Genomic DNA, 24,265 nt, shown 5'->3' on the forward strand with positions numbered 1-24,265 from the left:
GTCAATGTGCACAAGCTGGGGAATGCTGATGGCTTACTCATACACTGAGAAAAAACGTATCCGTAAGGATTTCGGTAAACTGCCGCCCGTTTTGGATGTGCCATACTTGCTGGCAATTCAGCTTGAATCCTACCGTAATTTTCTGCAGGAAGGTAAAAGTCTTGCAGAGCGTGGGGAATTAGGTCTGCATGGGGCCTTTAAATCTGTCTTTCCAATGGTCAGCTTTTCCGGCAATGCGGCGCTAGAATACGTCGATTACCGTTTAGGCAAGCCAGTCTTTGATGTTAAAGAGTGTCAGTTGCGTGGTGTTACTTACGCGGCACCTTTACGTGTTCGTGTACGACTTATCATTTATGATAAAGAGTCGTCCAACAAGGCAATCAAAGACATTCGCGAGCAAGAAGTCTACATGGGCGAAATTCCGCTTATGACAGACAATGGTACCTTTGTAATCAACGGGACTGAGCGTGTTATTGTATCTCAATTACACCGTTCTCCTGGTGTGTTCTTCGACCACGATCGTGGTAAGACACACTCTTCAGGCAAGTTACTACATTCTGCTCGTATTATTCCTTACCGCGGTTCATGGTTGGACTTCGAGTTTGATCCAAAAGATTGCGTATTTGTTCGTATTGACCGTCGTCGTAAGTTGCCGGCAACTATTTTGTTGCGTGCTTTGGGCTACGGAACAGAGCAAATCCTAGATACTTTCTTTGACTCAACTCGTTTCTATTTAAAACGTGATGGTTTTGAAATGGATCTAGTTGCAAATCGCCTACGTGGCGAGACTGCACTGTTTAATATTGCTGATGCGAATGGCGAACTGATCGTAGAAGAAGGTCGTCGTATTACTGCTAAGCACATTCGTGTGATGGAAAAATCAGGTCTTGAGCGTCTATCTGTGCCGCTTGAGTACATGCTTGGTAAAGTAACGGCGAAAAACTTAGTTCACCCTGCGACGGGTGAGTTGATTGCGGAAGCAAACACTGAGTTGTCTGTTGATTTACTTGAAGCGTTGGTTTCTTCTGGTATTACTGAAGTTGATACGCTTTACACGAATGATTTGGATAACGGTCCATTTATTTCTGACACACTTCGTATTGATCCAACTAGTAATCAGTTGGAAGCTTTGGTTGAAATCTACCGCATGATGCGTCCTGGCGAGCCACCGACCAAAGAGTCGGCTGAAGGTTTGTTCCAAGGCTTGTTCTTCTCAGAAGATCGTTATGATCTATCTGGCGTTGGTCGAATGAAATTCAACCGTCGTTTAGGTCGTGAAGAGGATACTGGTGCTGGTGTTCTTGATAACGATGACATCGTTGCTGTTCTAAGAACTTTGCTTGATATCCGTAACGGTAACGGCATGGTTGATGACATCGACCACTTGGGTAACCGTCGAGTTCGTTCTGTTGGCGAAATGGCCGAGAACCAATTCCGTGTTGGCCTTGTGCGTGTTGAGCGTGCAGTGAAAGAACGTTTGTCTATGGCGGAAGCTGATGGCCTTATGCCGCAAGACCTTTTGAATGCGAAGCCTGTTGCTGCTGCTATTAAAGAGTTCTTCGGTTCAAGCCAGTTGTCTCAGTTTATGGACCAAAACAACCCGTTATCTGAAGTAACGCATAAGCGTCGTGTGTCAGCGTTAGGGCCTGGTGGTCTTACACGTGAACGCGCTGGCTTTGAAGTGCGTGACGTACACGCTACTCATTACGGTCGTGTTTGTCCTATCGAAACGCCAGAAGGTCCAAACATCGGTTTGATCAACTCGCTTTCTACTTATGCGCGTACTAACAGCTACGGCTTCTTAGAAACGCCTTATCGTAAAATTGTAGATGGCAAGCAGACTGACGAAACTGTTTATGTTTCGGCGATTGATGAAGCGAAATATGTTATTGCCCAAGCGTCTGCAAACGTAGACGAAGAGGGTCGTTTGGTTGATGAATTGGTTCAGGTGCGTCATATGCACGAAACCACTTTGATTCCAAAAGAAAAAGTAAACCTAATGGATGTGTCTCCTCGTCAGGTTGTTTCTGTGGCGGCGTCTTTGATTCCGTTCCTAGAGCACGATGATGCTAACCGAGCTTTGATGGGTTCGAACATGCAACGTCAAGCTGTTCCAACACTTAAGGCTGACAAGCCGGTTGTTGGTACTGGTATGGAGAAAAACGTAGCAAAAGACTCTGGTGTTTGTATTGTTGCGAATCGCGGCGGTGTGATTGAGTCTGTTGATGCAAGTCGTATCGTTGTGCGTGTGAATTCAGAAGAAACGATTGCTGGTGAAGCGGGTGTAGATATCTACAACCTGACTAAATACGTGCGTTCTAACCAGAACACTTGTATTAACCAACGTACTTTGGTTATGAAGGGTGAGAAGATAGCATCTGGCGATATTATGGCTGATGGTCCTTCTGTTGATATGGGTGAATTGGCGCTTGGCCAAAACATGCGTATCGCTTTCATGCCTTGGAATGGTTACAACTTCGAGGACTCGATCCTAGTTTCTGAGCGTGTTGTAGAAGAAGATCGATTCACGTCGATTCATATTCAAGAACTAACGTGTGTTGCTCGTGATACTAAGCTTGGGCCTGAAGAGATTACTGCCGATATCCCTAACGTGGGTGAAGGTGCGCTTTCTAAGTTGGATCAGTCCGGTATCGTTTACATCGGAGCAGAAGTTGAGCCAGGCGATATTCTAGTTGGTAAAGTGACGCCTAAGGGTGAAACACAGCTAACGCCTGAAGAGAAACTTTTGCGAGCTATCTTCGGTGAAAAAGCGTCTGACGTAAAAGATACGTCACAACGTGTTAAGACTGGCACACGCGGTACTGTTATCGACGTGCAAGTTTTCACTCGAGATGGCATTGAAAAAGATGACCGTGCTAAGTTCATTGAAAAATCGCAGCTTGATCAAGTTCGTAAAGACTTGAACGAAGAGTTCCGTATTGTTGAGAAAGCGACTTTCGAGCGTCTAGCAGAAGCCCTAATCGGCCAGCAGGCGGAAGGCGGTCCTGGTTTGGCTCGCAATGCTATTATTACGGAAGAGTACTTGGCGAATCTAGATCACCCTGAGTGGTTTAAAATTCGCGTTGCTAATGAAGAAGCGAGTGAGCAGCTTGAAAAAGCACAAGCCGCTTTGATTGAGCGCCGTAAAGAACTTGATGCGAAATTCGAAGATAAGAAACGCAAGCTACAAACAGGTGATGATCTAGCACCTGGCGTTCTTAAAATCGTTAAGGTTTATGTTGCCATCAAACGTCGCATCCAGCCAGGTGATAAAATGGCCGGTCGTCATGGTAACAAAGGTGTAATTTCTAAAATTATGCCAGTTGAAGACATGCCGTACGATGAAAACGGTGATCCAGTTGATATCGTATTGAACCCACTAGGTGTTCCTTCACGTATGAACGTTGGTCAGGTCTTGGAGACTCACTTAGGTGCAGCTTCTAAAGGCTTGGGTCGTAAGATCAACGAAATGCTTGTTGTAGAGCGTGAGAAGGCTGAAGCGGTTGCAGAACTGCGTAGCTTCCTTGACGAAATCTATAACGGCCACGAAGGTGATTTGAAGTGCGCGCGTACTGAAGATTTGGACAGCTTTACAGACGAAGAAATTTTGACCTTGGCATCCAACCTAACGGGTGGTGTTCCAATGGCGTCTGGTGCCTTTGATGGTGCAAAAGAGTCTGAGATTAAACGTATGTTGCGTTTAGCTGGAATCAACGAAAGCGGTCAGGTTAAATTGTTTAACGGCCGTACTGGTGATGCTTTTGAACGTCCTGTAACCGTTGGTTACATGTACATGCTTAAGTTGAACCACTTGGTTGACGACAAAATGCACGCACGTTCTACGGGTTCTTACAGCTTGGTTACTCAGCAGCCGCTGGGTGGTAAAGCTCAGTTCGGTGGCCAGCGTTTCGGGGAGATGGAGGTATGGGCACTAGAAGCATACGGTGCTGCTTACACGCTTCAAGAAATGTTGACTGTTAAATCCGATGACGTGAATGGCCGTACTAAGATGTATAAAAACATCGTAGATGGTGACCACCGTATGGAACCTGGCATGCCTGAGTCCTTCAACGTGTTGGTGAAAGAGATTCGTTCTCTTGGTATCGATATCGAGCTGGAAAACGAATAAGCACGAATCACATTTGACCTGCTGGGGAGTAAGACTCCCCGGCCTTACGAGTGGGGCGAATATCCATGAAAGACTTATTAGGTCTTCTAAAATCACAGGGACAATCTGACGAGTTTGATGCGATCCGCATTGGCTTGGCATCACCAGATATGATTCGTTCATGGTCTTACGGTGAAGTTAAAAAGCCAGAGACCATCAACTACCGTACGTTCAAACCAGAACGTGACGGCTTGTTCTGTGCAAAAATCTTTGGTCCTATTAAGGACTACGAATGCTTGTGTGGTAAATACAAACGTTTGAAACACCGTGGTGTTATCTGTGAGAAGTGTGGCGTTGAAGTGGCTCTGTCTAAAGTGCGTCGTGAACGCATGGGTCACATTGAGCTTGCATCGCCTGTTGCACACATTTGGTTTTTGAAGTCTCTACCGTCTCGTATCGGTCTTATCTTAGATATGACGTTGCGTGACATTGAGCGTGTTTTGTATTTTGAATCTTTCATTGTGATCGATCCAGGTATGACGACGCTTGATAAAGGCCAATTGCTAAACGATGAGCAGTACTTTGAAGCGCTAGAAGAATTCGGTGACGAGTTTGATGCCCGTATGGGTGCGGAAGCGGTTCAGATGTTGCTTCGCGATTTAGATATGCCTGTAGAAATTAACAGCATGCGTGAAGAGCTAAGCAGCACGAATTCTGAAACTCGTATTAAGAAGCTTTCTAAGCGTCTTAAGTTGGTTGAGGCATTCTATCATTCTGGCAACAGCCCAGAGTGGATGGTGCTAGATGTATTGCCAGTTCTTCCGCCAGATCTTCGCCCATTGGTACCTCTTGAAGGTGGCCGTTTTGCGACGTCTGATTTGAACGACCTATACCGTCGTGTGATTAACCGTAACAACCGCCTAAAACGCCTGTTAGAGCTATCAGCTCCAGATATCATCGTACGTAACGAAAAGCGTATGTTGCAAGAATCTGTTGATGCTTTGCTTGATAACGGTCGTCGTGGTCGCGCGATTACTGGTTCTAACAAACGTCCTCTGAAATCTTTGGCTGATATGATCAAAGGTAAGCAAGGTCGTTTCCGTCAGAACTTGCTAGGTAAGCGTGTCGATTATTCTGGTCGTTCTGTAATCACAGTAGGTCCATCACTGCGTCTACATCAGTGTGGTCTACCTAAGAAAATGGCACTTGAGCTATTCAAGCCATTTATCTTCTCTAAACTTGAGCTTCGTGGTATGGCTACGACGATCAAAGCAGCGAAGAAAATGGTTGAGCGTGAGACGCCTGAAGTGTGGGATATCCTTGATGAGGTTATCCGCGAACATCCAGTGATGTTGAACCGTGCGCCAACACTTCACCGTTTGGGTATCCAAGCGTTTGAACCAATGTTGATCGAAGGTAAAGCGATTCAGTTGCACCCACTAGTGTGTGCGGCATATAACGCCGACTTCGATGGTGACCAAATGGCGGTTCACGTTCCGTTGACTATCGAAGCGCAGCTTGAAGCTCGTGCCTTGATGATGTCTACGAACAACATCCTATCACCTGCAAACGGTGAACCGATCATCGTTCCTTCTCAGGACGTTGTATTGGGTCTGTACTATATGACTCGTGAGAAAATTAATGCCAAAGGCGAAGGCATGGCATTTTCTGACATCAAAGAAGTACACCGTGCGTATGGTGCTAAACAAGTTGAATTGCACGCGAAAGTAAAAGTACGTATCAGCCAAGTTGATACCACGCTTGATGGCGACAAAGTGCCATCTACTTTCATTGCAGATACAACAGTTGGTCGTGCCTTGTTGTTTGATATTGTTCCTGATGGCCTACCGTTCTCTGTGGTTAACCAAACCATGAAGAAGAAAGCGATCTCTAACTTGATCAACGAGTGTTACCGTAAAGTAGGCTTGAAAGAGAGCTGTATTTTTGCTGACCAATTGATGTACACAGGTTTTGCTTACGCAACGGCGTCTGGTTCTTCTGTTGGTGTTGATGACTTCGTTATTCCACCAGAGAAGGCGGCGATCATTGCTAAAGCAGAGGCAGAAGTTAAAGAAATCGAATACCAATATGCGGATGGTCTTGTTACGCAAGGCGAGAAGTACAACAAGGTAATCGATTTATGGTCTCGTACTAACGAAACTGTAACTGAAGCCATGATGAAAAACTTGGCAAAAGAGATGACTGTCAATAAAGCAGGTGAAACGGTTGAGCAGCAATCTTTCAACTCTGTATATATGATGGCCGACTCTGGTGCCCGTGGTAGTGTTGCGCAAATGCGTCAGTTAGGTGGTATGCGTGGTCTGATGGCGAAACCAGATGGTTCCATCATCGAAACGCCAATCACTGCGAACTTCCGTGAAGGTCTGTCAGTACTTCAGTACTTTACTTCTACACACGGTGCTCGTAAGGGTCTAGCTGATACGGCATTGAAAACAGCAAACTCTGGTTACTTGACTCGTCGTCTAGTAGACGTAGCGCAGGATTTGGTTATCACTGAAGTGGATTGTGGTTCTACAAACGGTATTTCCGTTGCAGCCATGATTGAAGGTGGTGACGTAGTTGTGCCGCTAGGTCATCGCGTATTGGGTCGTGTAGTGGCTCAAGATGTTATTGACGGTAAAGGCGATTTCGTTCTTGCTGCTGGTACTTTGATTGACGAACATGATGTTCGTACTATTGAGGCGGCTGGTGTGGATGAAATGATCATTCGTTCTGTTATCACTTGTAATACACGTCATGGTGTATGTGCTAAGTGTTACGGCCGTGATCTTGCTCGTGGTCATCAGGTTAACATCGGTGAAGCGATTGGTGTTGTTGCAGCACAGTCTATCGGTGAACCAGGTACACAGTTGACAATGCGTACGTTCCACATCGGTGGTGCAGCATCTCGAGCTTCTGCGATCGATAGTGTTCAGGTGAAGAGTGCGGGTACGGTTCGTTTCAATAAGATGAAGAGTATCGAGCGTCACACTGGGCATCTAGTTGTTGCATCTCGTTCTTCTGAATTGGCAATTGCTGATGAAGCTGGTCGTGAGAAAGAGCGTTATAAGCTTCCTTACGGTGCGGTATTGAGCGTGCGTGAAGGTGATCAAGTTACTGCGGGTCAAATCGTGGCTAACTGGGATCCACATACACACCCAATTGTATCTGAGATGGAAGGTCGTCTTGAGTTCAGCGGTATGGAAGAGAACGTTACTATTCGTCGTCAATCTGACGAAATGACGGGCTTGACTACTATTGAAGTTATGGAGATGCGTGATCGTCCTTCTGCTGGTAAAGACATACGTCCGATGATTGCCGTAGTTGATGCACAGGGTAATCCTGTATTGATTCCAGGTACTGAGTCGCCAGTACAGTACATGCTTCCTGAAAAAGCATTGTTAAGCCTAGATCATGGTGCGACAGTGAAATCAGGTGAGGTTCTTGCGCGTATTCCTCAAGAATCTATTGGTAACAAAGATATTACCGGTGGTTTGCCGCGAGTGGCAGACCTATTCGAAGCGCGTCGTCCGAAAGATCCAGCTGTTATGGCGGAAACTAGCGGTGTGGTAAGCTTCGGTAAAGAAACAAAAGGTAAGATCCGTTTGGTTATCACTCCTCAAAACGGTGATGATCCAGTCGAGACTTTGATTCCTAAATGGCGTCAAATCAACATCTTTGATGGTGAAGAAGTGGCTAAAGGTGAGATTATTGCCGACGGTCCTTTGAGCCCTCATGACATTTTGCGTCTTCAAGGTGTAGAGGCTTTGGCTGATTACATTACGAATGAAGTGCAAGAAGTTTACCGCTTACAAGGCGTAGTAATTAACGATAAGCACATTGAAGTTATCGTTAACCAAATGTTGCGTAAAGTAGAAGTTGGTGAGTCTGGTGATACAGATCTTATTCAAGGTGATCAGGTTGAGTTTACTCATCTGCTAGATTCAAACGAAAAAGCCGAAGCTGAGGGCAAGTTCCCAGCTAAGTTTGAACGTGTGCTTCTGGGTATCACGAAAGCTTCTTTGGCTACTGAGTCCTTTATATCAGCAGCATCTTTCCAAGAGACAACTCGAGTTCTTACGGAAGGTGCGGTAACTGGTAAGAAAGATCACTTACGTGGCTTGAAAGAAAACGTTGTTGTGGGTCGCTTGATACCAGCCGGTACAGGTTTGGCTTACCACAATGAGCGCAAGAGAAAGAAAGAGCTTGCGTTAGCAGCGAAGGAAGGAAGTTCGACAGTAAGTGCCTCTGATGTTGAAGAAGCATTGAGTGCTGCACTGAAAGACTAGTTATTTGCTGTTAAATCGTAAGGGAGGTGATTTTTTAGTCGCCTCCCTATTGACTGTTTTATAGGCGCAAATTAAACTTGCGCCTCCTTAATTTTGGCGATTTCCGTCATGAGAATTGGATTTGTGGAGCTTGTCTAATGGCAACCGTTAACCAGTTGGTTCGTAAACCACGTAAACGTAAAGTGGCAAAGAGTGACGTTCCTGCGTTACAAGCTTGTCCGCAACGCCGCGGTGTCTGCACTCGCGTATATACTACTACACCTAAAAAGCCTAACTCGGCTTTGCGTAAAGTATGTCGTGTTCGCTTGACTAACGGCTTCGAAGTTACTTCCTACATCGGTGGTGAAGGTCACAACCTGCAAGAACACAGCGTAGTGCTGATTCGCGGCGGTCGTGTAAAAGACCTTCCTGGTGTTCGTTACCACACAGTACGTGGTAGCTTGGATACTTCAGGCGTGCAAAATCGTAAGCAAGGCCGTTCTAAATACGGTACTAAACGTCCTAAGAAGTAAGCTAAAACGGCTTAATTCATCGTTTAGACATAATTTTTTAATACAGTAAGGCCGAGCAATAATTAAATTGTCTCGGGCGAACCTGAAGAGGATATAGATATGCCTAGAAGACGCGTCGTCGCTAAGCGTGAAATCCTTCCGGATCCTAAACACGGAAGCCAGATTCTCGCTAAATTTATCAACCATGTAATGGTTAGCGGTAAAAAATCTGTTGCAGAGAGCATCGTTTACAATGCGCTAAATACTGTAGCAGCTCGCGCTAAAACTGAAGAGCCGATGGCTATCTTCGAAAAAGCCTTGGAATCTATCCAGCCAATGGTTGAGGTTAAATCTCGCCGTGTTGGTGGTGCGACTTACCAAGTTCCTGTAGAAGTTCGTCCAGCTCGCCGCGCAGCTTTATCTATGCGTTGGTTGGTTGATGCTTCTCGTAAGCGTGGTGAAAAATCCATGGCTTTGCGTCTAGCTGGCGAAATCTTAGATGCTGCTGAAAACAAAGGTTCTGCTGTTAAGAAACGTGAAGACGTTCATCGCATGGCAGAAGCTAACAAAGCATTCTCTCACTACCGTTTCTAATCATCCGGAGAAGGATACACAGTGGCACGTAAAACACCTATCAACCGCTACCGTAATATCGGTATTTGTGCGCATGTTGATGCAGGTAAGACGACGACAACTGAGCGCGTTCTTTTCTATACAGGTCTGTCTCATAAAATTGGTGAAGTGCATGATGGTGCAGCAACAATGGATTGGATGGAGCAAGAGCAAGAGCGTGGTATCACGATAACTTCAGCAGCAACAACATGCTTCTGGAGTGGAATGAACAAGCAGTTTGAAGAGCACCGTGTCAATATTATAGACACACCTGGGCACGTAGATTTTACTATTGAAGTAGAACGTTCTTTACGTGTGTTAGATGGTGCTGTTGTTGTGCTTTGTGGTTCTTCGGGTGTGCAGCCTCAAACTGAGACGGTTTGGCGTCAAGCAAACAAGTATGAAGTTCCACGTATGGTTTTCGTCAATAAGATGGATCGTACTGGGGCTGATTTCTTTTCTGTTGTTCGTCAGTTAAAAACTCGTCTTGGGGCTAATGCTGTTCCAATACAGATCAATGTCGGCACTGAAGAAGATTTCAGAGGTGTGATCGATTTGGTTTTGATGAAGACTATAGTGTGGAGTGAAGAAGATCATGGGATGACTTTCTCTTTAGAGGATATTCCTGATGACTTGCTTGATGATGCTCTAGAGTGGCGTGAGCACATGGTTGAGGCAGCAGCTGAGGCAAATGATGAATTGATGGATAAATACCTTGAAGAGGGTGAGTTATCTGTTGATGAGATAAAAAGTGGTCTGCGAATTCGTACGCTATCCAATGAAATTGTCTTGGTGATGTGCGGTTCAGCCTTTAAAAATAAAGGCGTTCAGGCTGTTTTGGATGCTGTTGTTGAATATTTGCCTTCACCGCTTGAAGTAAAAGCGATTGAAGGTACGCTTGAAGATGGTGAGACTGTTGTAACACGAATTGCTAATGATGATGATCCGTTTTCATCGTTGGCTTTTAAGATAGCGACAGACCCATTTGTTGGTACATTAACATTTATTCGAGTGTATTCTGGAGTGTTGCGTTCAGGAGATGCGGTTTACAATTCTGTTAAGCAGAAGCGTGAGCGTATTGGTCGAATGGTTCAGATGCATGCTAATAATCGCGAAGAAATCAAAGAAGTATTGGCGGGTGATATTGCTGCTATAGTGGGTATGAAATACGTAACTACGGGTGATACGCTTTGTGATATGAATAATGTTGTTGTGCTTGAGCGTATGGAGTTTCCAGAGCCTGTTATATCTGTAGCTGTTGAGCCTAAATCTCAGGCTGATCAAGATAAAATGGGCGTTGCGCTGGGTAAATTAGCGCAAGAAGATCCTTCTTTTCGAGTGGAAACGCATGAAGAGACGGGTCAAACAATTATTTCCGGTATGGGCGAGCTGCACCTTGATATACTTGTTGATCGTATGCGTCGCGAGTTTAAGGTGGAGGCGAACATTGGTAAGCCTCAGGTTTCCTATCGGGAGAAAATTCGCAAAGAAGTGGTGGTTAATCACAAATTTGTGCGTCAATCCGGTGGTCGTGGTCAATACGGTCACGTCGTAATGAAGTTAATCCCTACTGATAAAGATGGGCTTGAATTTGTTAACGAGATTGTTGGTGGTGCTATTCCTAAAGAATACATCCCTGCAGTAGAAAAGGGTGTTTCAGAGCAAATGAAGAACGGTGTAATCGCTGGCTATCCATTGTTGGGTATCAAGGTTGTACTGATCGATGGTTCATTCCATGATGTTGACTCTAATGAAATGGCCTTTAAAATTGCAGCTTCTCAGGGGTTAAGAAAGGGAGCGGCTGATGCTGATCCTTGCGTTCTTGAACCTGTAATGAAAGTGGAAGTTGTAACCCCTGAAGAATACATGGGTGATGTGATGGGTGACCTGAATCGTCGTCGTGGTGTTGTTCAGGGGATGGACGATTCCCCGTCAGGGAAAATTATTCGTGCTGAAGTTCCTCTTGGGGAGATGTTCGGATATGCAACTGATGTGCGTAGCTTGTCGCAAGGGCGTGCAAGTTATGCAATGGAGTTTGAGAAATACGCTGAAGCACCGGCTAGTGTGGCAGACGCGATCATCAAAAATGAAGATTAATCATCATACTTACTAATTCTTAAGGTGTATGTATCATGGCAAAGAGTAAATTTGAACGTAATAAACCACACGTTAACGTTGGCACTATCGGTCACGTTGACCACGGTAAAACAACTCTAACTGCAGCATTGACTCGCGTATGTGCAGAAGTGTACGGCGGTACAGCTGTTGCTTTTGATGGTATCGACAATGCTCCAGAAGAGCGCGAGCGTGGTATCACTATCTCTACTTCTCACGTAGAGTATGATTCTCCAGTGCGTCACTACGCACACGTAGATTGTCCTGGACACGCCGATTATGTTAAAAACATGATCACTGGTGCTGCTCAAATGGACGGCGCAATCCTAGTTTGTGGTGCGACTGATGGTCCTATGCCTCAGACTCGTGAGCACATCCTTCTTTCTCGTCAAGTAGGTGTTCCTTACATCGTTGTTTTCTTGAACAAGTCTGACTTGTTGGCTGAAGACTGTGGTGGTGCGGATTCTGAAGAATACGCTGAAATGCTAGAATTGGTTGAGATGGAATTGCGTGACCTTCTTTCTGAATACGACTTCCCAGGTGATGACACTCCAATCATCCCAGGTTCTGCGCTAATGGCGTTGAAAGGCGAAGACGACAACGAAATGGGTACTACTGCAGTACGTAAACTAGTTGAAACACTAGATTCTTACATTCCTGAGCCAGAGCGTGCTATTGATGGTGCATTCTTGATGCCTATCGAGGATGTGTTCTCTATCCAGGGTCGTGGTACTGTTGTTACTGGTCGTGTTGAGCGTGGTATCATCAAAATCCAAGAAGAAGTTGAGATCGTTGGTATCGTTGATACTACTAAAACAACTTGTACTGGTGTAGAGATGTTCCGTAAGCTTCTAGACGAAGGTCGTGCTGGTGAGAACTGTGGTATTCTTCTACGTGGTACTAAGCGTGAAGATGTGCAGCGTGGCCAAGTATTGGCTAAGCCTGGTTCAATCACTCCTCACACTGAGTTTGAAGCAGAAGTTTACGTATTGGGTAAAGATGAAGGTGGTCGTCACACTCCATTCTTCAAAGGTTACCGTCCACAGTTCTACTTCCGTACAACTGACGTAACTGGTGCATGTTCTCTACCTGAAGGCGTAGAAATGGTTATGCCTGGTGATAACATTCAAATGACTGTTGAGCTAATTCACCCAATCGCGATGAACGAAGGTCTACGTTTCGCGATCCGTGAAGGTGGTCGTACAGTTGGTGCTGGTGTTGTAGCTAAAATCCTTAAGTAATTAGATATTAATATCTGCTTACTTTGATTTAGAAAAGGCCACCCGCATATCGGGTGGCCTTTTTATTTTATGGTTTATTTTGTTTGTTCAGAAATTGGTTACTTGACAACCAGTTTTTGAATGGCTAATATTCGCCGTCCTTAAAAAAGGATTGTGGCTTAATAAATGTACAGTTAAGTCATTAAAACATTGTATTTGGAGTTGGAAATGCAAAGCCAAAAAATCCGTATTCGTCTGAAAGCGTTTGATCATCGTCTGATCGATGCTTCAACACAAGAAATTGTGGACACAGCGAAACGTACAGGTGCGCAAGTGCGTGGACCGATTCCACTTCCTACTCGCAAAGAGCGTTATACAGTATTGATTTCTCCACACGTAAACAAAGATGCGCGTGATCAGTATGAAATCCGTACACACAAACGTGTTCTAGATATCGTTGAGCCAACAGAAAAAACTGTTGATGCTCTAATGAAACTAGATCTTGCGGCAGGCGTGGAAGTACAAATTTCTTTGGGTTAATAACTCAAGGTTTGGGGTGCGACAACCGGCTGGTTATCAGTCGGCTATATGCACAATAGTGGAATGATCTGGAATGATCAGCCGTAGCGGGTGATAGCCCCATACACAACTGGCAAGTGAGGTAAAAAATGGCTATTCAATTAGTCGGACGCAAAGCCGGTATGACACGTATCTTCACTGAAGATGGTGTATCCGTGCCAGTAACCGTCATCGAGGTTGAACCGAACCGCGTTACTCAGGTGAAAACAGCAGAAACTGATGGCTACCAAGCTATTCAAGTTACTGTAGGTTCTCGCCGTTCGAGCCGCGTTAACAAAGCTGCTGCGGGTCATTATGCAAAAGCGAATGTTGAAGCAGGTCGTGGTTTGTGGGAGTTCCGCCTGGCAGGTGACGAAAAAGAAATCAATGTTGGTGATGAGCTGACTGTTGCTGATTTCGAATCTATCCAAATGGTTGATGTAACTGGTCAATCAAAGGGTAAAGGGTTTCAAGGTGCCATCAAGCGTCATAATTTTAGTATGCAAGACGCTACTCATGGTAACTCGTTGTCTCACCGTGCACCTGGTTCTATCGGCCAATGTCAAACACCTGGTCGTGTTTGGAAAGGCAAGAAGATGGCTGGCCATATGGGTGCTGCACAAGTAACTACTCAATCACTAGAAGTGGTTCGTGTAGACACAGAACGTAACCTTATCCTAGTGAAAGGTGCCGTACCTGGTGCAGTAAATGGTGATGTTATTCTTCAATCAGCTGTTAAAGCTCGCTAAGAGGGGTAGACAATGAACTTGAATCTAACAGGCGCGGAAGGAACTGTAGAAGTTTCTGATGTAGCCTTTGCTCGTGAATATAACGAAGCGTTGGTTCACCAAGTAGTTACATCTTACTTGGCTGGCGCTCGTCAAGGCTCACGTGCACAAAAAACACGCTCTGAAGTGGCGGGTGGTGGACGCAAACCTTGGAAACAAAAAGGTTCTGGTCGTGCGCGCGCAGGTACTATCCGTAGCCCTTTATGGCGCTCAGGTGGTGTTACTTTCGCTGCGAAACCACAAGATCACTCTCAGAAAGTGAACAAGAAGATGTACCGTGCAGCAATGCGCACCATCTGGTCTGAGCTTGTACGTCAAGACCGTCTTGTTGTTGTTGAAGATCTTAAATTGGAAGCTCCAAAAACTAAGCTCTTCATAGCAAAAATGGCAGAATTGAATATTGAGAACGCTTTGATTGTTTCCCATAATTTGGATGACAATTTATTCTTAGCGGCTCGCAACATTCCTAACGTAGATGTACGTGATGCAGCGTCTATCGACCCTGTTAGCTTGATTGCTTACGACAAAGTGTTGGTGACAGTTGGTGCTCTGAAACAAGTTGAGGAGGCACTAGCATGATCGGCGAACGTATTTATAAAGTTCTGTTGGGTCCACACATTTCCGAAAAAGCAACGATCGTAGCCGAAGGCAATGGTCAATATGTTTTTCGTGTAACTGGTGATGCAACGAAACCTGAAATCAAACAAGCTATCGAAGCGCTTTTTGAAGTCAAAGTTGAGTCTGTTCGCACGTTGAACCATAAAGGTAAAACAAAGCGTACAGTTCGTGGTCTAGGTAAGCGTAAAGACGTGAAAAAAGCGTATGTGCGTTTAGCTGAAGGTCAAGACATTGATTTCATGGTCGCTGAATAAGGGGAGATAGGTCAATGGCTGTTGTTAAAAGTAAGCCAACGTCTGCAGGCCGTCGTCACGTTGTTAAAGTTACCAACAACGATTTGCACAAAGGCGCACCATATGCACCTTTGCTAGACACAAAAAGCAAATCTGGTGGACGTAACAATAACGGACGCATCACTACGCGTCACGTAGGTGGTGGTCATAAGCAGCATTACCGTATGGTTGATTTTCGTCGTAATAAAGATGGAATTTCTGCGGTAGTTGAGCGTTTGGAATATGATCCAAACCGTTCTGCAAATATTGCATTGATTAGATATGCTGATGGTGAGCGTCGTTACATTATCGCTTCCAAAGGTATGGTCGCTGGCAATATCGTTTTTAGTGGTGCAGATGCGCCTATCAAAGCTGGTAATACTTTGCCTCTGCAAAACATTCCAGTTGGTAGTACCGTACACTGTGTCGAGCTTAAGCCAGGTAAAGGTGCGCAAGTTGCACGTTCCGCTGGTGCTTCTGCTCAGCTAGTTGCTCGTGAAGGTCGTTACGTTACCCTTCGCCTACGTTCAGGTGAGATGCGTAAAGTATTGACGGAATGTCGCGCTACTTTAGGTGAAGTATCAAACTCTGAGCATAGCTTGCGAGTTCTTGGTAAAGCTGGTGCTACGCGTTGGCGTGGTGTTCGTCCTACCGTTCGCGGTGCGGCGATGAACCCAGTGGATCACCCACATGGTGGTGGTGAAGGTCGTAGCAAAGGTGGTCGTCACCCAGTTACGCCATGGGGTGTGCCTACTAAAGGTTACAAAACACGCAGCAACAAGCGTACTGACAAACTTATTGTACGTCGCCGTACTAAGTAATAAGAGGAAACGACTGTGCCACGTTCACTAAAAAAAGGTCCTTTTATCGACCTTCATTTGTTGAAAAAGGTAGAGGCTGCGGTAGAGAAAAATGATCGTCGTCCAATTAAAACTTGGTCACGCCGTTCTACTATCTTCCCTGATTTTGTAGGGTTGACTATCGCTGTCCATAATGGTCGCCAGCATGTTCCAGTTCTAGTAACTGAAGATATGGTCGGTCATAAATTGGGTGAGTTCGCTCCGACCCGTACATATCGTGGTCATGCTGCGGACAAGAAAGCCAAACGGTAATAAGGGGTATTAACATGAGTGAAGTAAAAGCTTCATTGAAGGGTGCTCGCCTCTCAGCGCAGAAGGCCCGTTTGGTTGTAGATCAAATCCGCGGCAAATCTGTTAGCGAAGCACTGAACATTTTAACGTTCAGTCCTAAGAAGGCGGCAGTAATTGTTAAGAAGGTACTAGAGTCTGCTATAGCTAACGCTGAGCATAACGAAGGTGCTGATGTAGATGACTTGCGAGTGTCTACGGCTTACGTTGATGAGGCTATGACTCTGAAGCGTATTATGCCACGTGCCAAAGGCCGTGCTGACCGTATTCTAAAACGCGGTTGCCATATCACAGTTAAAGTCGCTGACTAATTAGGAGAAACCCAATGGGTCAGAAGGTTCATCCAACTGGTATACGCCTAGGGATAGTTAAAGATCATACTTCTACTTGGTATGCGAATAACCAAAACTACTCTAAGCTGTTATTAAACGATCTTCAGGTTCGTGCGTTCCTGGAGAAAAAATTGGTCCAGGCTTCTGTTTCTCGTATCGAGATTCAGCGTCCTGCTCAGACAGCTCGTATTACAATTCACACTGCCCGTCCGGGTATCGTGATTGGTAAGAAAGGCGAAGATGTTGAGAAACTACGTAATGCAGTTTCTGAAATGATGGGCGTACCTGTCCACATCAACATCGAAGAAATTCGCAAGCCTGAAATGGATGCTAAATTGGTTGCGCAAAATATTGCTAGCCAACTTGAGCGTCGCGTAATGTTCCGTCGTGCTATGAAGCGCGCAGTACAAAATGCTATGCGTGCAGGCGCGAAAGGTATCAAGGTTCAGGTAAGTGGTCGTTTAGGCGGTGCAGAAATTGCACGTGCTGAGTGGTACCGTGAAGGCCGTGTGCCTCTGCACACTCTACGCGCTGACATTGACTACGCTACTTATGAAGCTGCTACAACTTACGGCATCATTGGCGTAAAAGTGTGGATCTTCAAAGGCGAAATCTTGGGCGGTATTGAACAAGTGCGAGCTGATAAAGGCGCACAAAAGAAGAAGTCTAAGTAGGGGGTAAGTCATGTTACAACCGAAACGTACTAAGTTCCGCAAAATGCAGAAAGGCCGTAACCGCGGTCTTGCTCTTCGCGGAAACCAAGTTAGCTTTGGTGAATTCGGATTGAAGTCCACAGAACGTGGTCGTCTTACAGCTCGTCAAATTGAAGCGGCGCGTCGTGCAATGACTCGTCACATCAAGCGTGGCGGCAGAATCTGGATTCGTGTGTTCCCTGATAAGCCGATTACTCAGAAACCTCTTGAGGTTCGTCAGGGTAAAGGTAAGGGTAGCGTAGAATACTGGGTTGCACAGATTCAACCTGGCAAGATGCTTTATGAAGTTGAGGGCGTTTCAGAACAGTTAGCACGCGAAGCGTTCGCGTTGGCTGCTGCTAAGCTTCCTCTGTCCACAACTTTCGTAACGCGTACGGTGATGTAGATGAAAGCAAAAGAAATGCAAGAAAAGTCTGTAGCTGAGCTACAAGCGACCTTGATTGAACTGCTACGTGAGCAATTTACTCTGCGCATGCAGAAAGCCACTGGTCAGTTAGCGCAAACTCATTTGCTCTCGCAAGTTCGCCGCAATATCGCACGTGTTAAAACCGTGCTAAATGATAAGGCAGGTAACTAAGATGGCAGAAACAAAAGCGCGTATAGCTACTGGTAAAGTAGTAAGCGATAAGATGGATAAAACCATCACGGTACTAGTTGAGCGTACAGAAAAACACCCTTTATACGGTAAGTTTATACGTCGTTCAACTAAACTACACGCTCACGATGAAAACAATGAGTGCCAAATCGGTGATTTAGTTAAGGTCGTAGAAACACGTCCTTACTCTAAGTCTAAGACTTGGAAACTGGTTCAAGTTGTAGAGAAAGCAGCAGCTGTATAAGCTGCTCCTTCCTTCGTGAGACTTGTTATCTAATTTGATTGGAGAGCAGTAATGATTCAAACAGAATCGATGCTTGATGTTGCAGATAACAGCGGCGCAAAGCGTGTTCAGTGTATTAAAGTACTGGGTGGCTCACATCGTCGTTATGCTGCTATCGGTGACATTATTAAGGTCACAGTGAAAGAAGCGATCCCACGTGGTCGTGTTAAAAAAGGGCAGGTTCTTAACGCAGTTGTCGTTAGAACTAGAAAAGGTGTTCGTCGTTCTGATGGTTCAGTGATCCGTTTTGATGTAAACTCAGCGGTTCTATTGAATGCTTCAGGGCAGCCTATTGGTACTCGTATCTTTGGCCCTGTAACACGTGAATTGCGTACTGAGCAGTTCATGAAAATTGTTTCTCTTGCGCCTGAAGTGCTGTAAGAGGGAGAGGGGACATTATGCGTAAAATCAAACGTAACGACGAAGTTATCGTGATTGCTGGGAAAGATAAAGGCAAACGCGGTAAAGTTGTTAAAGTAGTAGGCGAAAACCGAGTTCTAGTTTCTGGCGTTAATACTGTTAAGAAACACGAGAAACCAAACCCTATGAAGGGTTCAACTGGTGGTATCGTTGAACAAGAAGCACCTATCCAGGTTTCCAATGTAGCCATTTATAATAGTGCTACGGGTAAAGCGGATCGCGTCGGCTTTAAATTGAACGAAGACGGTACGAAAGTACGTGTTTTTAAATCAAATAGTGAAGCGATCGACGCCTAAGAGCGAGAATTATAGCCATGGCGAGACTTAAGCAAGTTTATAAAGATCAAGTTGTAGCAAAACTTACAGAAGAGTTTAGCTACAAAAACGTGATGGAAGTGCCTAAAATCACTAAAATCACTTTAAATATGGGTGTTGGTGAAGCTATCGCAGACAAGAAACTTCTTGAGCATGCGGTAAATGATCTTGAAGCACTTAGCGGCCAGAAAGTTGTAGTGACTAAGGCTCGTAAATCTGTAGCAGGCTTTAAAATCCGTGACGGTTACCCGATCGGTTGTAAAGTTACTCTGCGTGGCGAGCGTATGTGGGATTTCTTCGATCGTTTGGTAGATGTTGCCATTCCACGTATCCGTGACTTCCGTGGACTTAATCCTAAGTCTTTCGACGGTCGTGGTAACTACAGTATGGGTGTTAAAGAGCAAATCATCTTCCCAGAGATCGATTACGATAAAGTGGATCGTGTACGTGGTATGGATATTACCATTACAACGACTGCTCGTACCGATGAAGAAGGTCGTGCTTTGCTAGCAGCCTTTAGTTTCCCTTTCAAGAAATAAGAGGTAGGAATCATGGCTAAAGTATCAATGATTCAGCGCGAAGCAAAACGTACCAAATTAGTAGCTAAATTCGCTGAAAAGCGTGCGGCTCTAAAAGCGATCATTAGCGACGTTAATGCATCGGACGATGAAAAGTGGGATGCAACGCTTAAATTACAAGCGCTTCCACGCGATTCATCTTCTTCACGCCAACGTAACCGTTGCCAAATTACAGGTCGTCCGCACGGTGTATACCGTCGCTTCGGTCTGTCTCGTATCAAACTGCGTGAAGCAGCGATGCGTGGCGACGTACCTGGCTTGAAGAAAGCTAGTTGGTAAGCAAGTAGAGCGCGATCATAATACATGGCAGTGAGTGGAGTGTCTAAATACTGGACATTCTGCTCGCTGCTGTGTACTATGCGCGAGCTCTATTTGCTGCACAATGGTTTTTAAATTAGGAGCTCTTAAATGAGTATGCAAGATACCCTTGCGGATATGTTTACACGTATTCGTAATGCACAGATGGCTGCAAAGACCTCTGTGAGCATGCCTTCATCAAAAATGAAGACATCTATTGCTGCTGTTCTACGCGAAGAAGGTTACGTAGGTAACTTTTCTGTAGACGAAGCAATAAAACCGACGCTTACTATCGAGTTGAAATACTACGAAGGTAAGCCAGTTATCGAACAAATCAAACGCGCATCTCGCCCAAGTTTGCGTCAATACAAAGGCACTAGTGCTCTACCAAAAGTAGAAGCTGGCCTTGGTGTTGCAATCATCTCTACCTCTAAAGGTGTGATGACAGACCGTGCAGCTCGTGCTGCTGGTATCGGTGGCGAAGTAATCTGCACAGTATTCTAGGAGTTAGTATGTCTCGAGTTGCTAATAGTCCCGTGACGCTTCCTAGTGGTGTAGATTTAACCCTAAATGGACAAACTGTCGTTGTTAAAGGCGGTAAAGGTTCTTTAGAGTTTAATATTCACACAAGCGTACAAGTGTCTAAAGAAGAAAATGTTATTACCTTCGCTGCGCGCGATGGTGCAAAACAAAGCCGTGCCTTAGCTGGTACAACTCGTGCTTTGGTTAACAACATGGTTGTTGGTGTTAGTCAAGGTTTTGAGAAAAGATTGTTTCTTCAAGGTGTTGGTTACCGTGCTGCGCTTAAAGGCAATGTACTTAACCTGTCTCTGGGTTTTTCTCACCCAGTAGATTACGAACTTCCTGAAGGCGTAACAGCTGAATGTGCTTCTCAAACAGAAATTGTGATCCGTGGCATTGATAAACAAGCCGTTGGTCAAGTCGCTGCAGAAGTTCGCGGTTTCCGTCCGCCAGAGCCATATAAAGGCAAAGGTGTTCGCTATTCTGACGAAGTAATTCGTCGTAAAGAAGCTAAGAAGAAGTAGGTAGGCATTCATGAACACTAAAAAACAATCTCGGATTCGTCGTGCACGTCGTGCTCGCTTGCATATTCGTGACTTAGGTGCGAATCGTCTTACTGTACATCGCACACCACGCCATATGTATGCTCAAGTGATTTCTCCTTGTGGTAGTAAAGTGCTAGCTAGTGCTTCTACTCTTGAAGAAGCTCTTCGTGGCTCGGCGACTGGTAATAAAGTAGCGGCTAAAGAAGTCGGTACTTTGATTGCTACGCGCGCTAAAGCAGCAGGCGTCACTTCGGTCGCTTTTGACCGTTCTGGCTTTAAATACCATGGTCGCGTTCAAGTTCTTGCTGACGCTGCACGTGAAGCCGGTCTAGAGTTTTAAGGGGTAGCAAATGGCAGTTAATGATCAACAAACTAGCGATCTCCAAGAGAAGCTGGTTCAAGTAAACCGCGTTGCTAAAGTTGTAAAGGGTGGTCGTATCTTCTCTTTTACAGCTTTAACAGTTGTTGGTGACGGTAATGGTAAAGTTGGCTTTGGTCGTGGTAAAGCGCGTGAAGTTCCTCAAGCTATTCAAAAAGCAATGGAACAAGCTCGTCGTAACATGGTTTCTGTAAGACTTGATGGTGATACCCTTCAGTATCCTATTAAAGCAAGTCACGGAGCATCTAAAGTGTTTATGCAACCAGCGTCTCCAGGTACTGGTGTTATCGCCGGTGGTGCAATGCGTGCGGTTCTAGAAATCGTTGGCGTTCATAACGTTTTGGCGAAATGTTACGGCTCTACAAACCCAGTAAACGTAGTTCGTGCTACGATTAAAGGTTTGCAGGATATGAAAGCACCTGAACAAATCGCGGCAAAACGCGGTAAGTCAGTCGATCAAATTTTGGGGTAATGTGTCATGGCGAATAATACCATCACAGTTCAACTAACCCGCAGCCCGATCGGTCGTCTTCCAAAGCACCGTGAAACTGTTAAAGGCTTGGGTTTGCGTAAAGTTGGCCAAACACGTGAGTTGGAAGATACTCCTTCTGTACGTGGCATGGTTAATAAAGTTTATTATATGGTTAAAGTGGTAGGGGAATAACATGTTCTTAAATACACTTCGTCCTGGCGAAGGTAGCAAACATGCTCCTAAACGTGTTGGTCGCGGCATTGGTAGCGGCTTGGGTAAAACTGGCGGACGTGGCCATAAAGGTCTTAAGTCTCGTTCTGGTGGCTCAGTAAAACCTGGTTTTGAAGGTGGTCAAATGCCTTTGCAGCGTCGTCTGCCAAAATTCGGTTTTACTTCACGTCAGGCAAAGTATGTTGCTGAAGTTCGTTTAAACGAGCTTGCTGCTGTAAATGCTGAAGTTGTAGATTTGGCTGCTCTTAAAGGCGCCGACATTCTTGGTCATCAAATTAAGACTGCTCGTGTGATTTTGTCTGGTTCAATCGACAAAGCTATCACAGTTCGTGGTCTTAAGGTGACTAAAGGTGCTCGTGCCGCTATTGAAGCAGCTGGCGGAAAAGTCGAGGAATAAATGGCAAAGCGTGGCTCACTACCAGCTGGTATGCAAAACGGATTAAGCGAGCTTTGGTCTCGTATTCGTTTCGTATTTCTAGCAATTATTGTATACCGAATCGGTGCGCACATTCCTGTTCCAGGTATTAATCCTGACAGATTGTCTGCGTTGTTTGATCAAAATGAAGGCACTATTCTGAGTTTATTTAACGTATTCTCAGGGGGCGCGCTTGAGCGCATGAGTATTTTTGCGCTTGGGATTTTGCCCTATATTTCTGCCTCTATTATTATGCAGTTATTGACGGTTGTGAGCCCGCAGCTAGAGCAGCTAAAGAAAGAGGGTGAAGCGGGTCGTCGCAAGATTACTCAGTACACTCGTTACGGTACAGTGCTTCTTGCTCTTGTCCAATCTGCTAGTATGGCGGTTGGTTTGGCAAGTCAAGGGATCTCGTTCAGTAATGGCATGGAATTCTATGCTGTTGCAGTTGTGACTCTTGTTGCTGGTACTGTTTTCTTGATGTGGTTAGGTGAGCAAGTTACTGAAAAAGGGATTGGTAATGGTATATCCATTCTTATCTTTGCTGGTATCGTTGCAGGCTTGCCATCTGCTTTAGGTCGTTCGTTTGAGTCGGCTCGTCAAGGCGATATCAATATTTTAGCTTTGTTGCTAATTGGCATATTAGCCATTGCGACTATCGCATTCGTTGTTTTCATTGAACGCGGTCAACGTCGTATAACGGTTAATTATGCTAAGCGTCAGCAAGGCAAAAAAGTATTTGCTGCACAAAAGAGTCATTTGCCTCTTAAAGTGAATATGGCTGGTGTAATTCCACCTATTTTCGCTTCAAGTATCCTTTTGTTCCCAGCTTCGATTGGCCAATGGTTCGGTCAAGGTGAAGGAATGGAATGGTTGCAAAATATCTCTTTGGCTCTAGCTCCTGGGCAACCGCTCTATGTGCTGTTGTTTGCGATAGCAATTGTATTCTTTTGCTTCTTCTATACGGCGCTAGTGTTCAACCCTAAAGATGTGGCAGATAACTTGAAAAAATCCGGTGCTTTTTTGCCGGGTATTCGTCCAGGCGATCATACAGCTCGATATATTGACGGTGTAATGACTCGTTTGACACTGTTTGGTGCTTTATACATCACTCTAGTGTCTCTGATGCCTCAGTTCTTTGTTGTTGCGTGGAATGTTCCATTCTACTTTGGCGGTACTTCTATGTTAATCGTAGTGGTAGTTGTCATGGACTTTATGTCGCAAGTTCAAAGTCATTTGATGAGTCAGCAATACGAATCATTAATGAAGAAATCTAATCTGACTGGTTATGGTCCAAATGGCCTAATGCGTTAAGCGTAGGTTGGAGTTGAACATGAAAGTACGTGCATCTGTAAAGAAAATCTGTCGTAACTGCAAAATCGTTCGTCGTAACGGTTCAGTTCGAGTGATTTGCGTTGAGCCTCGTCACAAACAGCGTCAAGGTTAATAGCGAGTTCGCTCGATGATGGGAAAGGGTGGTTGATTTATGGCCTAAAGATAGGCATAATCAGCCGCCCTCATGATAGTAAAGTGATGAATTAACATATAATCATCAATAACAACGGAGTAAAGTGAATGGCTCGTATAGCCGGTGTCAATATTCCTGACAATAAACATGCGGTCATTTCTCTGACTTACATCTTCGGAATTGGTCGCACTCGTTCTCGCGCTATTTGCGCTGCTACGGGTGTTGCTGAAACTGCGAAAATTGGTTCATTAAGTGATGATATCCTTGATGAACTTCGTGGCGAAGTTGCTAAGTATACTGTAGAGGGTGACTTACGTCGTGAAGTCAGTATGTCTATCAAACGTTTGATGGACCTAGGTTGTAATCGCGGGATTCGTCATCGCCGCAGCCTACCAGTTCGTGGTCAACGTACCAAAACGAACGCTCGTACACGAAAAGGCCCTCGTAAGCCTATTCGTAAGTAATTTAAACGCGTTTCGCTC

Annotated in this window: 30 protein-coding genes; all 30 read left to right on the forward strand. The window is 45.1% G+C overall.

All coding sequences use genetic code 11. The annotated features are described in order from the left end of the window. Positions 1-28: 28 nt before the first annotated feature. Complete coding sequence (gene rpoB, locus TY87_RS18325) at positions 29-4,129, forward strand: DNA-directed RNA polymerase subunit beta (protein ID WP_072841841.1); 4,101 nt, start codon at positions 29-31, stop codon at positions 4,127-4,129. 65 nt (positions 4,130-4,194) lie between these two features. Further along, on the forward strand, positions 4,195-8,397 hold the full coding sequence (gene rpoC, locus TY87_RS18330; protein WP_072841839.1) for a DNA-directed RNA polymerase subunit beta': 4,203 nt from the start codon (positions 4,195-4,197) through the stop codon (positions 8,395-8,397). A gap of 137 nt (positions 8,398-8,534) precedes the next feature. Further along, positions 8,535-8,909: a 30S ribosomal protein S12 gene (gene rpsL / locus TY87_RS18335; protein ID WP_012071941.1), complete on the forward strand. Its 375-nt coding sequence runs from the start codon at positions 8,535-8,537 to the stop codon at positions 8,907-8,909. Between the two features lie 99 nt (positions 8,910-9,008). Next, on the forward strand, positions 9,009-9,482 hold the full coding sequence (gene rpsG, locus TY87_RS18340; RefSeq protein ID WP_012071940.1) for a 30S ribosomal protein S7: 474 nt from the start codon (positions 9,009-9,011) through the stop codon (positions 9,480-9,482). Between the two features lie 21 nt (positions 9,483-9,503). Next, positions 9,504-11,597, forward strand: a complete 2,094-nt coding sequence (gene fusA, locus TY87_RS18345) for an elongation factor G (protein WP_100188180.1) — start codon at positions 9,504-9,506, stop codon at positions 11,595-11,597. A gap of 35 nt (positions 11,598-11,632) precedes the next feature. After that, positions 11,633-12,856: an elongation factor Tu gene (gene tuf, locus TY87_RS18350; protein ID WP_072841835.1), complete on the forward strand. Its 1,224-nt coding sequence runs from the start codon at positions 11,633-11,635 to the stop codon at positions 12,854-12,856. 207 nt (positions 12,857-13,063) lie between these two features. Then, the gene (rpsJ, locus tag TY87_RS18355) at positions 13,064-13,375 is read left to right on the forward strand and encodes a 30S ribosomal protein S10 (RefSeq protein WP_012071937.1); all 312 of its coding nucleotides are present in this window, start codon (positions 13,064-13,066) and stop codon (positions 13,373-13,375) included. 128 nt (positions 13,376-13,503) lie between these two features. Beyond that, positions 13,504-14,142, forward strand: a complete 639-nt coding sequence (gene rplC, locus TY87_RS18360; RefSeq protein WP_072841833.1) for a 50S ribosomal protein L3 — start codon at positions 13,504-13,506, stop codon at positions 14,140-14,142. A gap of 12 nt (positions 14,143-14,154) precedes the next feature. After that, complete coding sequence (gene rplD / locus TY87_RS18365) at positions 14,155-14,760, forward strand: 50S ribosomal protein L4 (RefSeq protein WP_072841832.1); 606 nt, start codon at positions 14,155-14,157, stop codon at positions 14,758-14,760. Then, positions 14,757-15,053: a 50S ribosomal protein L23 gene (rplW, locus tag TY87_RS18370; RefSeq protein ID WP_012071934.1), complete on the forward strand. Its 297-nt coding sequence runs from the start codon at positions 14,757-14,759 to the stop codon at positions 15,051-15,053. The genes rplD and rplW overlap by 4 nt, the downstream gene beginning before the upstream one ends. Before the next feature lie 14 nt (positions 15,054-15,067). Next, positions 15,068-15,892, forward strand: coding sequence for a 50S ribosomal protein L2 (gene rplB / locus TY87_RS18375; RefSeq protein ID WP_012071933.1), 825 nt, complete (start codon positions 15,068-15,070; stop codon positions 15,890-15,892). Positions 15,893-15,907: 15 nt separating this feature from the next. Next, the gene (rpsS, locus tag TY87_RS18380; protein ID WP_012071932.1) at positions 15,908-16,183 is read left to right on the forward strand and encodes a 30S ribosomal protein S19; all 276 of its coding nucleotides are present in this window, start codon (positions 15,908-15,910) and stop codon (positions 16,181-16,183) included. Between the two features lie 14 nt (positions 16,184-16,197). Continuing rightward, complete coding sequence (rplV, locus tag TY87_RS18385) at positions 16,198-16,530, forward strand: 50S ribosomal protein L22 (RefSeq protein WP_012071931.1); 333 nt, start codon at positions 16,198-16,200, stop codon at positions 16,528-16,530. Between the two features lie 14 nt (positions 16,531-16,544). Beyond that, on the forward strand, positions 16,545-17,225 hold the full coding sequence (rpsC, locus tag TY87_RS18390) for a 30S ribosomal protein S3 (protein ID WP_012071930.1): 681 nt from the start codon (positions 16,545-16,547) through the stop codon (positions 17,223-17,225). Between the two features lie 10 nt (positions 17,226-17,235). Beyond that, the gene (gene rplP / locus TY87_RS18395; protein ID WP_012071929.1) at positions 17,236-17,649 is read left to right on the forward strand and encodes a 50S ribosomal protein L16; all 414 of its coding nucleotides are present in this window, start codon (positions 17,236-17,238) and stop codon (positions 17,647-17,649) included. Further along, positions 17,650-17,841 carry a 50S ribosomal protein L29 gene (gene rpmC / locus TY87_RS18400; RefSeq protein ID WP_012071928.1) on the forward strand — a complete coding sequence of 64 codons (192 nt, stop codon included), beginning with the start codon at positions 17,650-17,652 and terminating at the stop codon, positions 17,839-17,841. A gap of 1 nt (position 17,842) precedes the next feature. After that, positions 17,843-18,103 (forward strand): 30S ribosomal protein S17, encoded by a 261-nt coding sequence (gene rpsQ, locus TY87_RS18405; RefSeq protein WP_012071927.1) that lies wholly within the window; start codon positions 17,843-17,845, stop codon positions 18,101-18,103. 51 nt (positions 18,104-18,154) lie between these two features. After that, the gene (gene rplN, locus TY87_RS18410; RefSeq protein ID WP_012071926.1) at positions 18,155-18,523 is read left to right on the forward strand and encodes a 50S ribosomal protein L14; all 369 of its coding nucleotides are present in this window, start codon (positions 18,155-18,157) and stop codon (positions 18,521-18,523) included. A gap of 17 nt (positions 18,524-18,540) precedes the next feature. Further along, positions 18,541-18,858 (forward strand): 50S ribosomal protein L24, encoded by a 318-nt coding sequence (rplX, locus tag TY87_RS18415; protein ID WP_012071925.1) that lies wholly within the window; start codon positions 18,541-18,543, stop codon positions 18,856-18,858. Positions 18,859-18,875: 17 nt separating this feature from the next. After that, positions 18,876-19,415 carry a 50S ribosomal protein L5 gene (rplE, locus tag TY87_RS18420; RefSeq protein WP_012071924.1) on the forward strand — a complete coding sequence of 180 codons (540 nt, stop codon included), beginning with the start codon at positions 18,876-18,878 and terminating at the stop codon, positions 19,413-19,415. A gap of 12 nt (positions 19,416-19,427) precedes the next feature. Further along, the gene (gene rpsN, locus TY87_RS18425; RefSeq protein WP_072841830.1) at positions 19,428-19,733 is read left to right on the forward strand and encodes a 30S ribosomal protein S14; all 306 of its coding nucleotides are present in this window, start codon (positions 19,428-19,430) and stop codon (positions 19,731-19,733) included. Between the two features lie 129 nt (positions 19,734-19,862). Continuing rightward, complete coding sequence (gene rpsH / locus TY87_RS18430) at positions 19,863-20,255, forward strand: 30S ribosomal protein S8 (protein WP_072841828.1); 393 nt, start codon at positions 19,863-19,865, stop codon at positions 20,253-20,255. A gap of 8 nt (positions 20,256-20,263) precedes the next feature. After that, positions 20,264-20,797, forward strand: coding sequence for a 50S ribosomal protein L6 (gene rplF / locus TY87_RS18435; protein WP_012071921.1), 534 nt, complete (start codon positions 20,264-20,266; stop codon positions 20,795-20,797). Between the two features lie 10 nt (positions 20,798-20,807). Beyond that, complete coding sequence (rplR, locus tag TY87_RS18440; RefSeq protein WP_012071920.1) at positions 20,808-21,158, forward strand: 50S ribosomal protein L18; 351 nt, start codon at positions 20,808-20,810, stop codon at positions 21,156-21,158. Between the two features lie 10 nt (positions 21,159-21,168). Then, positions 21,169-21,669 carry a 30S ribosomal protein S5 gene (gene rpsE, locus TY87_RS18445; RefSeq protein ID WP_072841826.1) on the forward strand — a complete coding sequence of 167 codons (501 nt, stop codon included), beginning with the start codon at positions 21,169-21,171 and terminating at the stop codon, positions 21,667-21,669. 6 nt (positions 21,670-21,675) lie between these two features. Next, positions 21,676-21,861 (forward strand): 50S ribosomal protein L30, encoded by a 186-nt coding sequence (gene rpmD / locus TY87_RS18450; RefSeq protein ID WP_012071918.1) that lies wholly within the window; start codon positions 21,676-21,678, stop codon positions 21,859-21,861. Between the two features lies 1 nt (position 21,862). Further along, positions 21,863-22,297, forward strand: a complete 435-nt coding sequence (rplO, locus tag TY87_RS18455) for a 50S ribosomal protein L15 (RefSeq protein ID WP_072841824.1) — start codon at positions 21,863-21,865, stop codon at positions 22,295-22,297. Continuing rightward, entirely contained in the window at positions 22,298-23,629 is a 1,332-nt protein-coding gene (gene secY / locus TY87_RS18460; protein ID WP_100188181.1) for a preprotein translocase subunit SecY, read from the forward strand. Between the two features lie 19 nt (positions 23,630-23,648). Then, complete coding sequence (rpmJ, locus tag TY87_RS18465; RefSeq protein WP_012071915.1) at positions 23,649-23,762, forward strand: 50S ribosomal protein L36; 114 nt, start codon at positions 23,649-23,651, stop codon at positions 23,760-23,762. Positions 23,763-23,890: 128 nt separating this feature from the next. Next, complete coding sequence (gene rpsM, locus TY87_RS18470) at positions 23,891-24,247, forward strand: 30S ribosomal protein S13 (protein ID WP_013797821.1); 357 nt, start codon at positions 23,891-23,893, stop codon at positions 24,245-24,247. The last annotated feature ends 18 nt before the right edge of the window (positions 24,248-24,265 follow it).

The sequence above is a fragment of the Marinomonas sp. BSi20584 genome (assembly GCF_002792415.1).
GTDB lineage: Bacteria > Pseudomonadota > Gammaproteobacteria > Pseudomonadales > Marinomonadaceae > Marinomonas > Marinomonas polaris.

Coding starts and splice junctions, on each gene's coding strand:
- rpmD (WP_012071918.1), top strand. CDS start 21,676: ATGGCGAATAATACCATCACAGTTCAACTAACCCGCAGCCCGATCGGT.
- rpsM (WP_013797821.1), top strand. CDS start 23,891: ATGGCTCGTATAGCCGGTGTCAATATTCCTGACAATAAACATGCGGTC.
- rplF (WP_012071921.1), top strand. CDS start 20,264: ATGTCTCGAGTTGCTAATAGTCCCGTGACGCTTCCTAGTGGTGTAGAT.
- rpsG (WP_012071940.1), top strand. CDS start 9,009: ATGCCTAGAAGACGCGTCGTCGCTAAGCGTGAAATCCTTCCGGATCCT.
- rplP (WP_012071929.1), top strand. CDS start 17,236: ATGTTACAACCGAAACGTACTAAGTTCCGCAAAATGCAGAAAGGCCGT.
- rpsN (WP_072841830.1), top strand. CDS start 19,428: ATGGCTAAAGTATCAATGATTCAGCGCGAAGCAAAACGTACCAAATTA.
- rplX (WP_012071925.1), top strand. CDS start 18,541: ATGCGTAAAATCAAACGTAACGACGAAGTTATCGTGATTGCTGGGAAA.
- rplE (WP_012071924.1), top strand. CDS start 18,876: ATGGCGAGACTTAAGCAAGTTTATAAAGATCAAGTTGTAGCAAAACTT.
- rpsJ (WP_012071937.1), top strand. CDS start 13,064: ATGCAAAGCCAAAAAATCCGTATTCGTCTGAAAGCGTTTGATCATCGT.
- rpmC (WP_012071928.1), top strand. CDS start 17,650: ATGAAAGCAAAAGAAATGCAAGAAAAGTCTGTAGCTGAGCTACAAGCG.
- rplC (WP_072841833.1), top strand. CDS start 13,504: ATGGCTATTCAATTAGTCGGACGCAAAGCCGGTATGACACGTATCTTC.
- secY (WP_100188181.1), top strand. CDS start 22,298: ATGGCAAAGCGTGGCTCACTACCAGCTGGTATGCAAAACGGATTAAGC.
- tuf (WP_072841835.1), top strand. CDS start 11,633: ATGGCAAAGAGTAAATTTGAACGTAATAAACCACACGTTAACGTTGGC.
- rpsH (WP_072841828.1), top strand. CDS start 19,863: ATGAGTATGCAAGATACCCTTGCGGATATGTTTACACGTATTCGTAAT.
- rpoB (WP_072841841.1), top strand. CDS start 29: ATGGCTTACTCATACACTGAGAAAAAACGTATCCGTAAGGATTTCGGT.
- rpsQ (WP_012071927.1), top strand. CDS start 17,843: ATGGCAGAAACAAAAGCGCGTATAGCTACTGGTAAAGTAGTAAGCGAT.
- rplO (WP_072841824.1), top strand. CDS start 21,863: ATGTTCTTAAATACACTTCGTCCTGGCGAAGGTAGCAAACATGCTCCT.
- rplN (WP_012071926.1), top strand. CDS start 18,155: ATGATTCAAACAGAATCGATGCTTGATGTTGCAGATAACAGCGGCGCA.
- rplW (WP_012071934.1), top strand. CDS start 14,757: ATGATCGGCGAACGTATTTATAAAGTTCTGTTGGGTCCACACATTTCC.
- rplB (WP_012071933.1), top strand. CDS start 15,068: ATGGCTGTTGTTAAAAGTAAGCCAACGTCTGCAGGCCGTCGTCACGTT.
- rplV (WP_012071931.1), top strand. CDS start 16,198: ATGAGTGAAGTAAAAGCTTCATTGAAGGGTGCTCGCCTCTCAGCGCAG.
- rplR (WP_012071920.1), top strand. CDS start 20,808: ATGAACACTAAAAAACAATCTCGGATTCGTCGTGCACGTCGTGCTCGC.
- rpsE (WP_072841826.1), top strand. CDS start 21,169: ATGGCAGTTAATGATCAACAAACTAGCGATCTCCAAGAGAAGCTGGTT.
- rpoC (WP_072841839.1), top strand. CDS start 4,195: ATGAAAGACTTATTAGGTCTTCTAAAATCACAGGGACAATCTGACGAG.
- rplD (WP_072841832.1), top strand. CDS start 14,155: ATGAACTTGAATCTAACAGGCGCGGAAGGAACTGTAGAAGTTTCTGAT.
- rpmJ (WP_012071915.1), top strand. CDS start 23,649: ATGAAAGTACGTGCATCTGTAAAGAAAATCTGTCGTAACTGCAAAATC.
- rpsL (WP_012071941.1), top strand. CDS start 8,535: ATGGCAACCGTTAACCAGTTGGTTCGTAAACCACGTAAACGTAAAGTG.
- rpsC (WP_012071930.1), top strand. CDS start 16,545: ATGGGTCAGAAGGTTCATCCAACTGGTATACGCCTAGGGATAGTTAAA.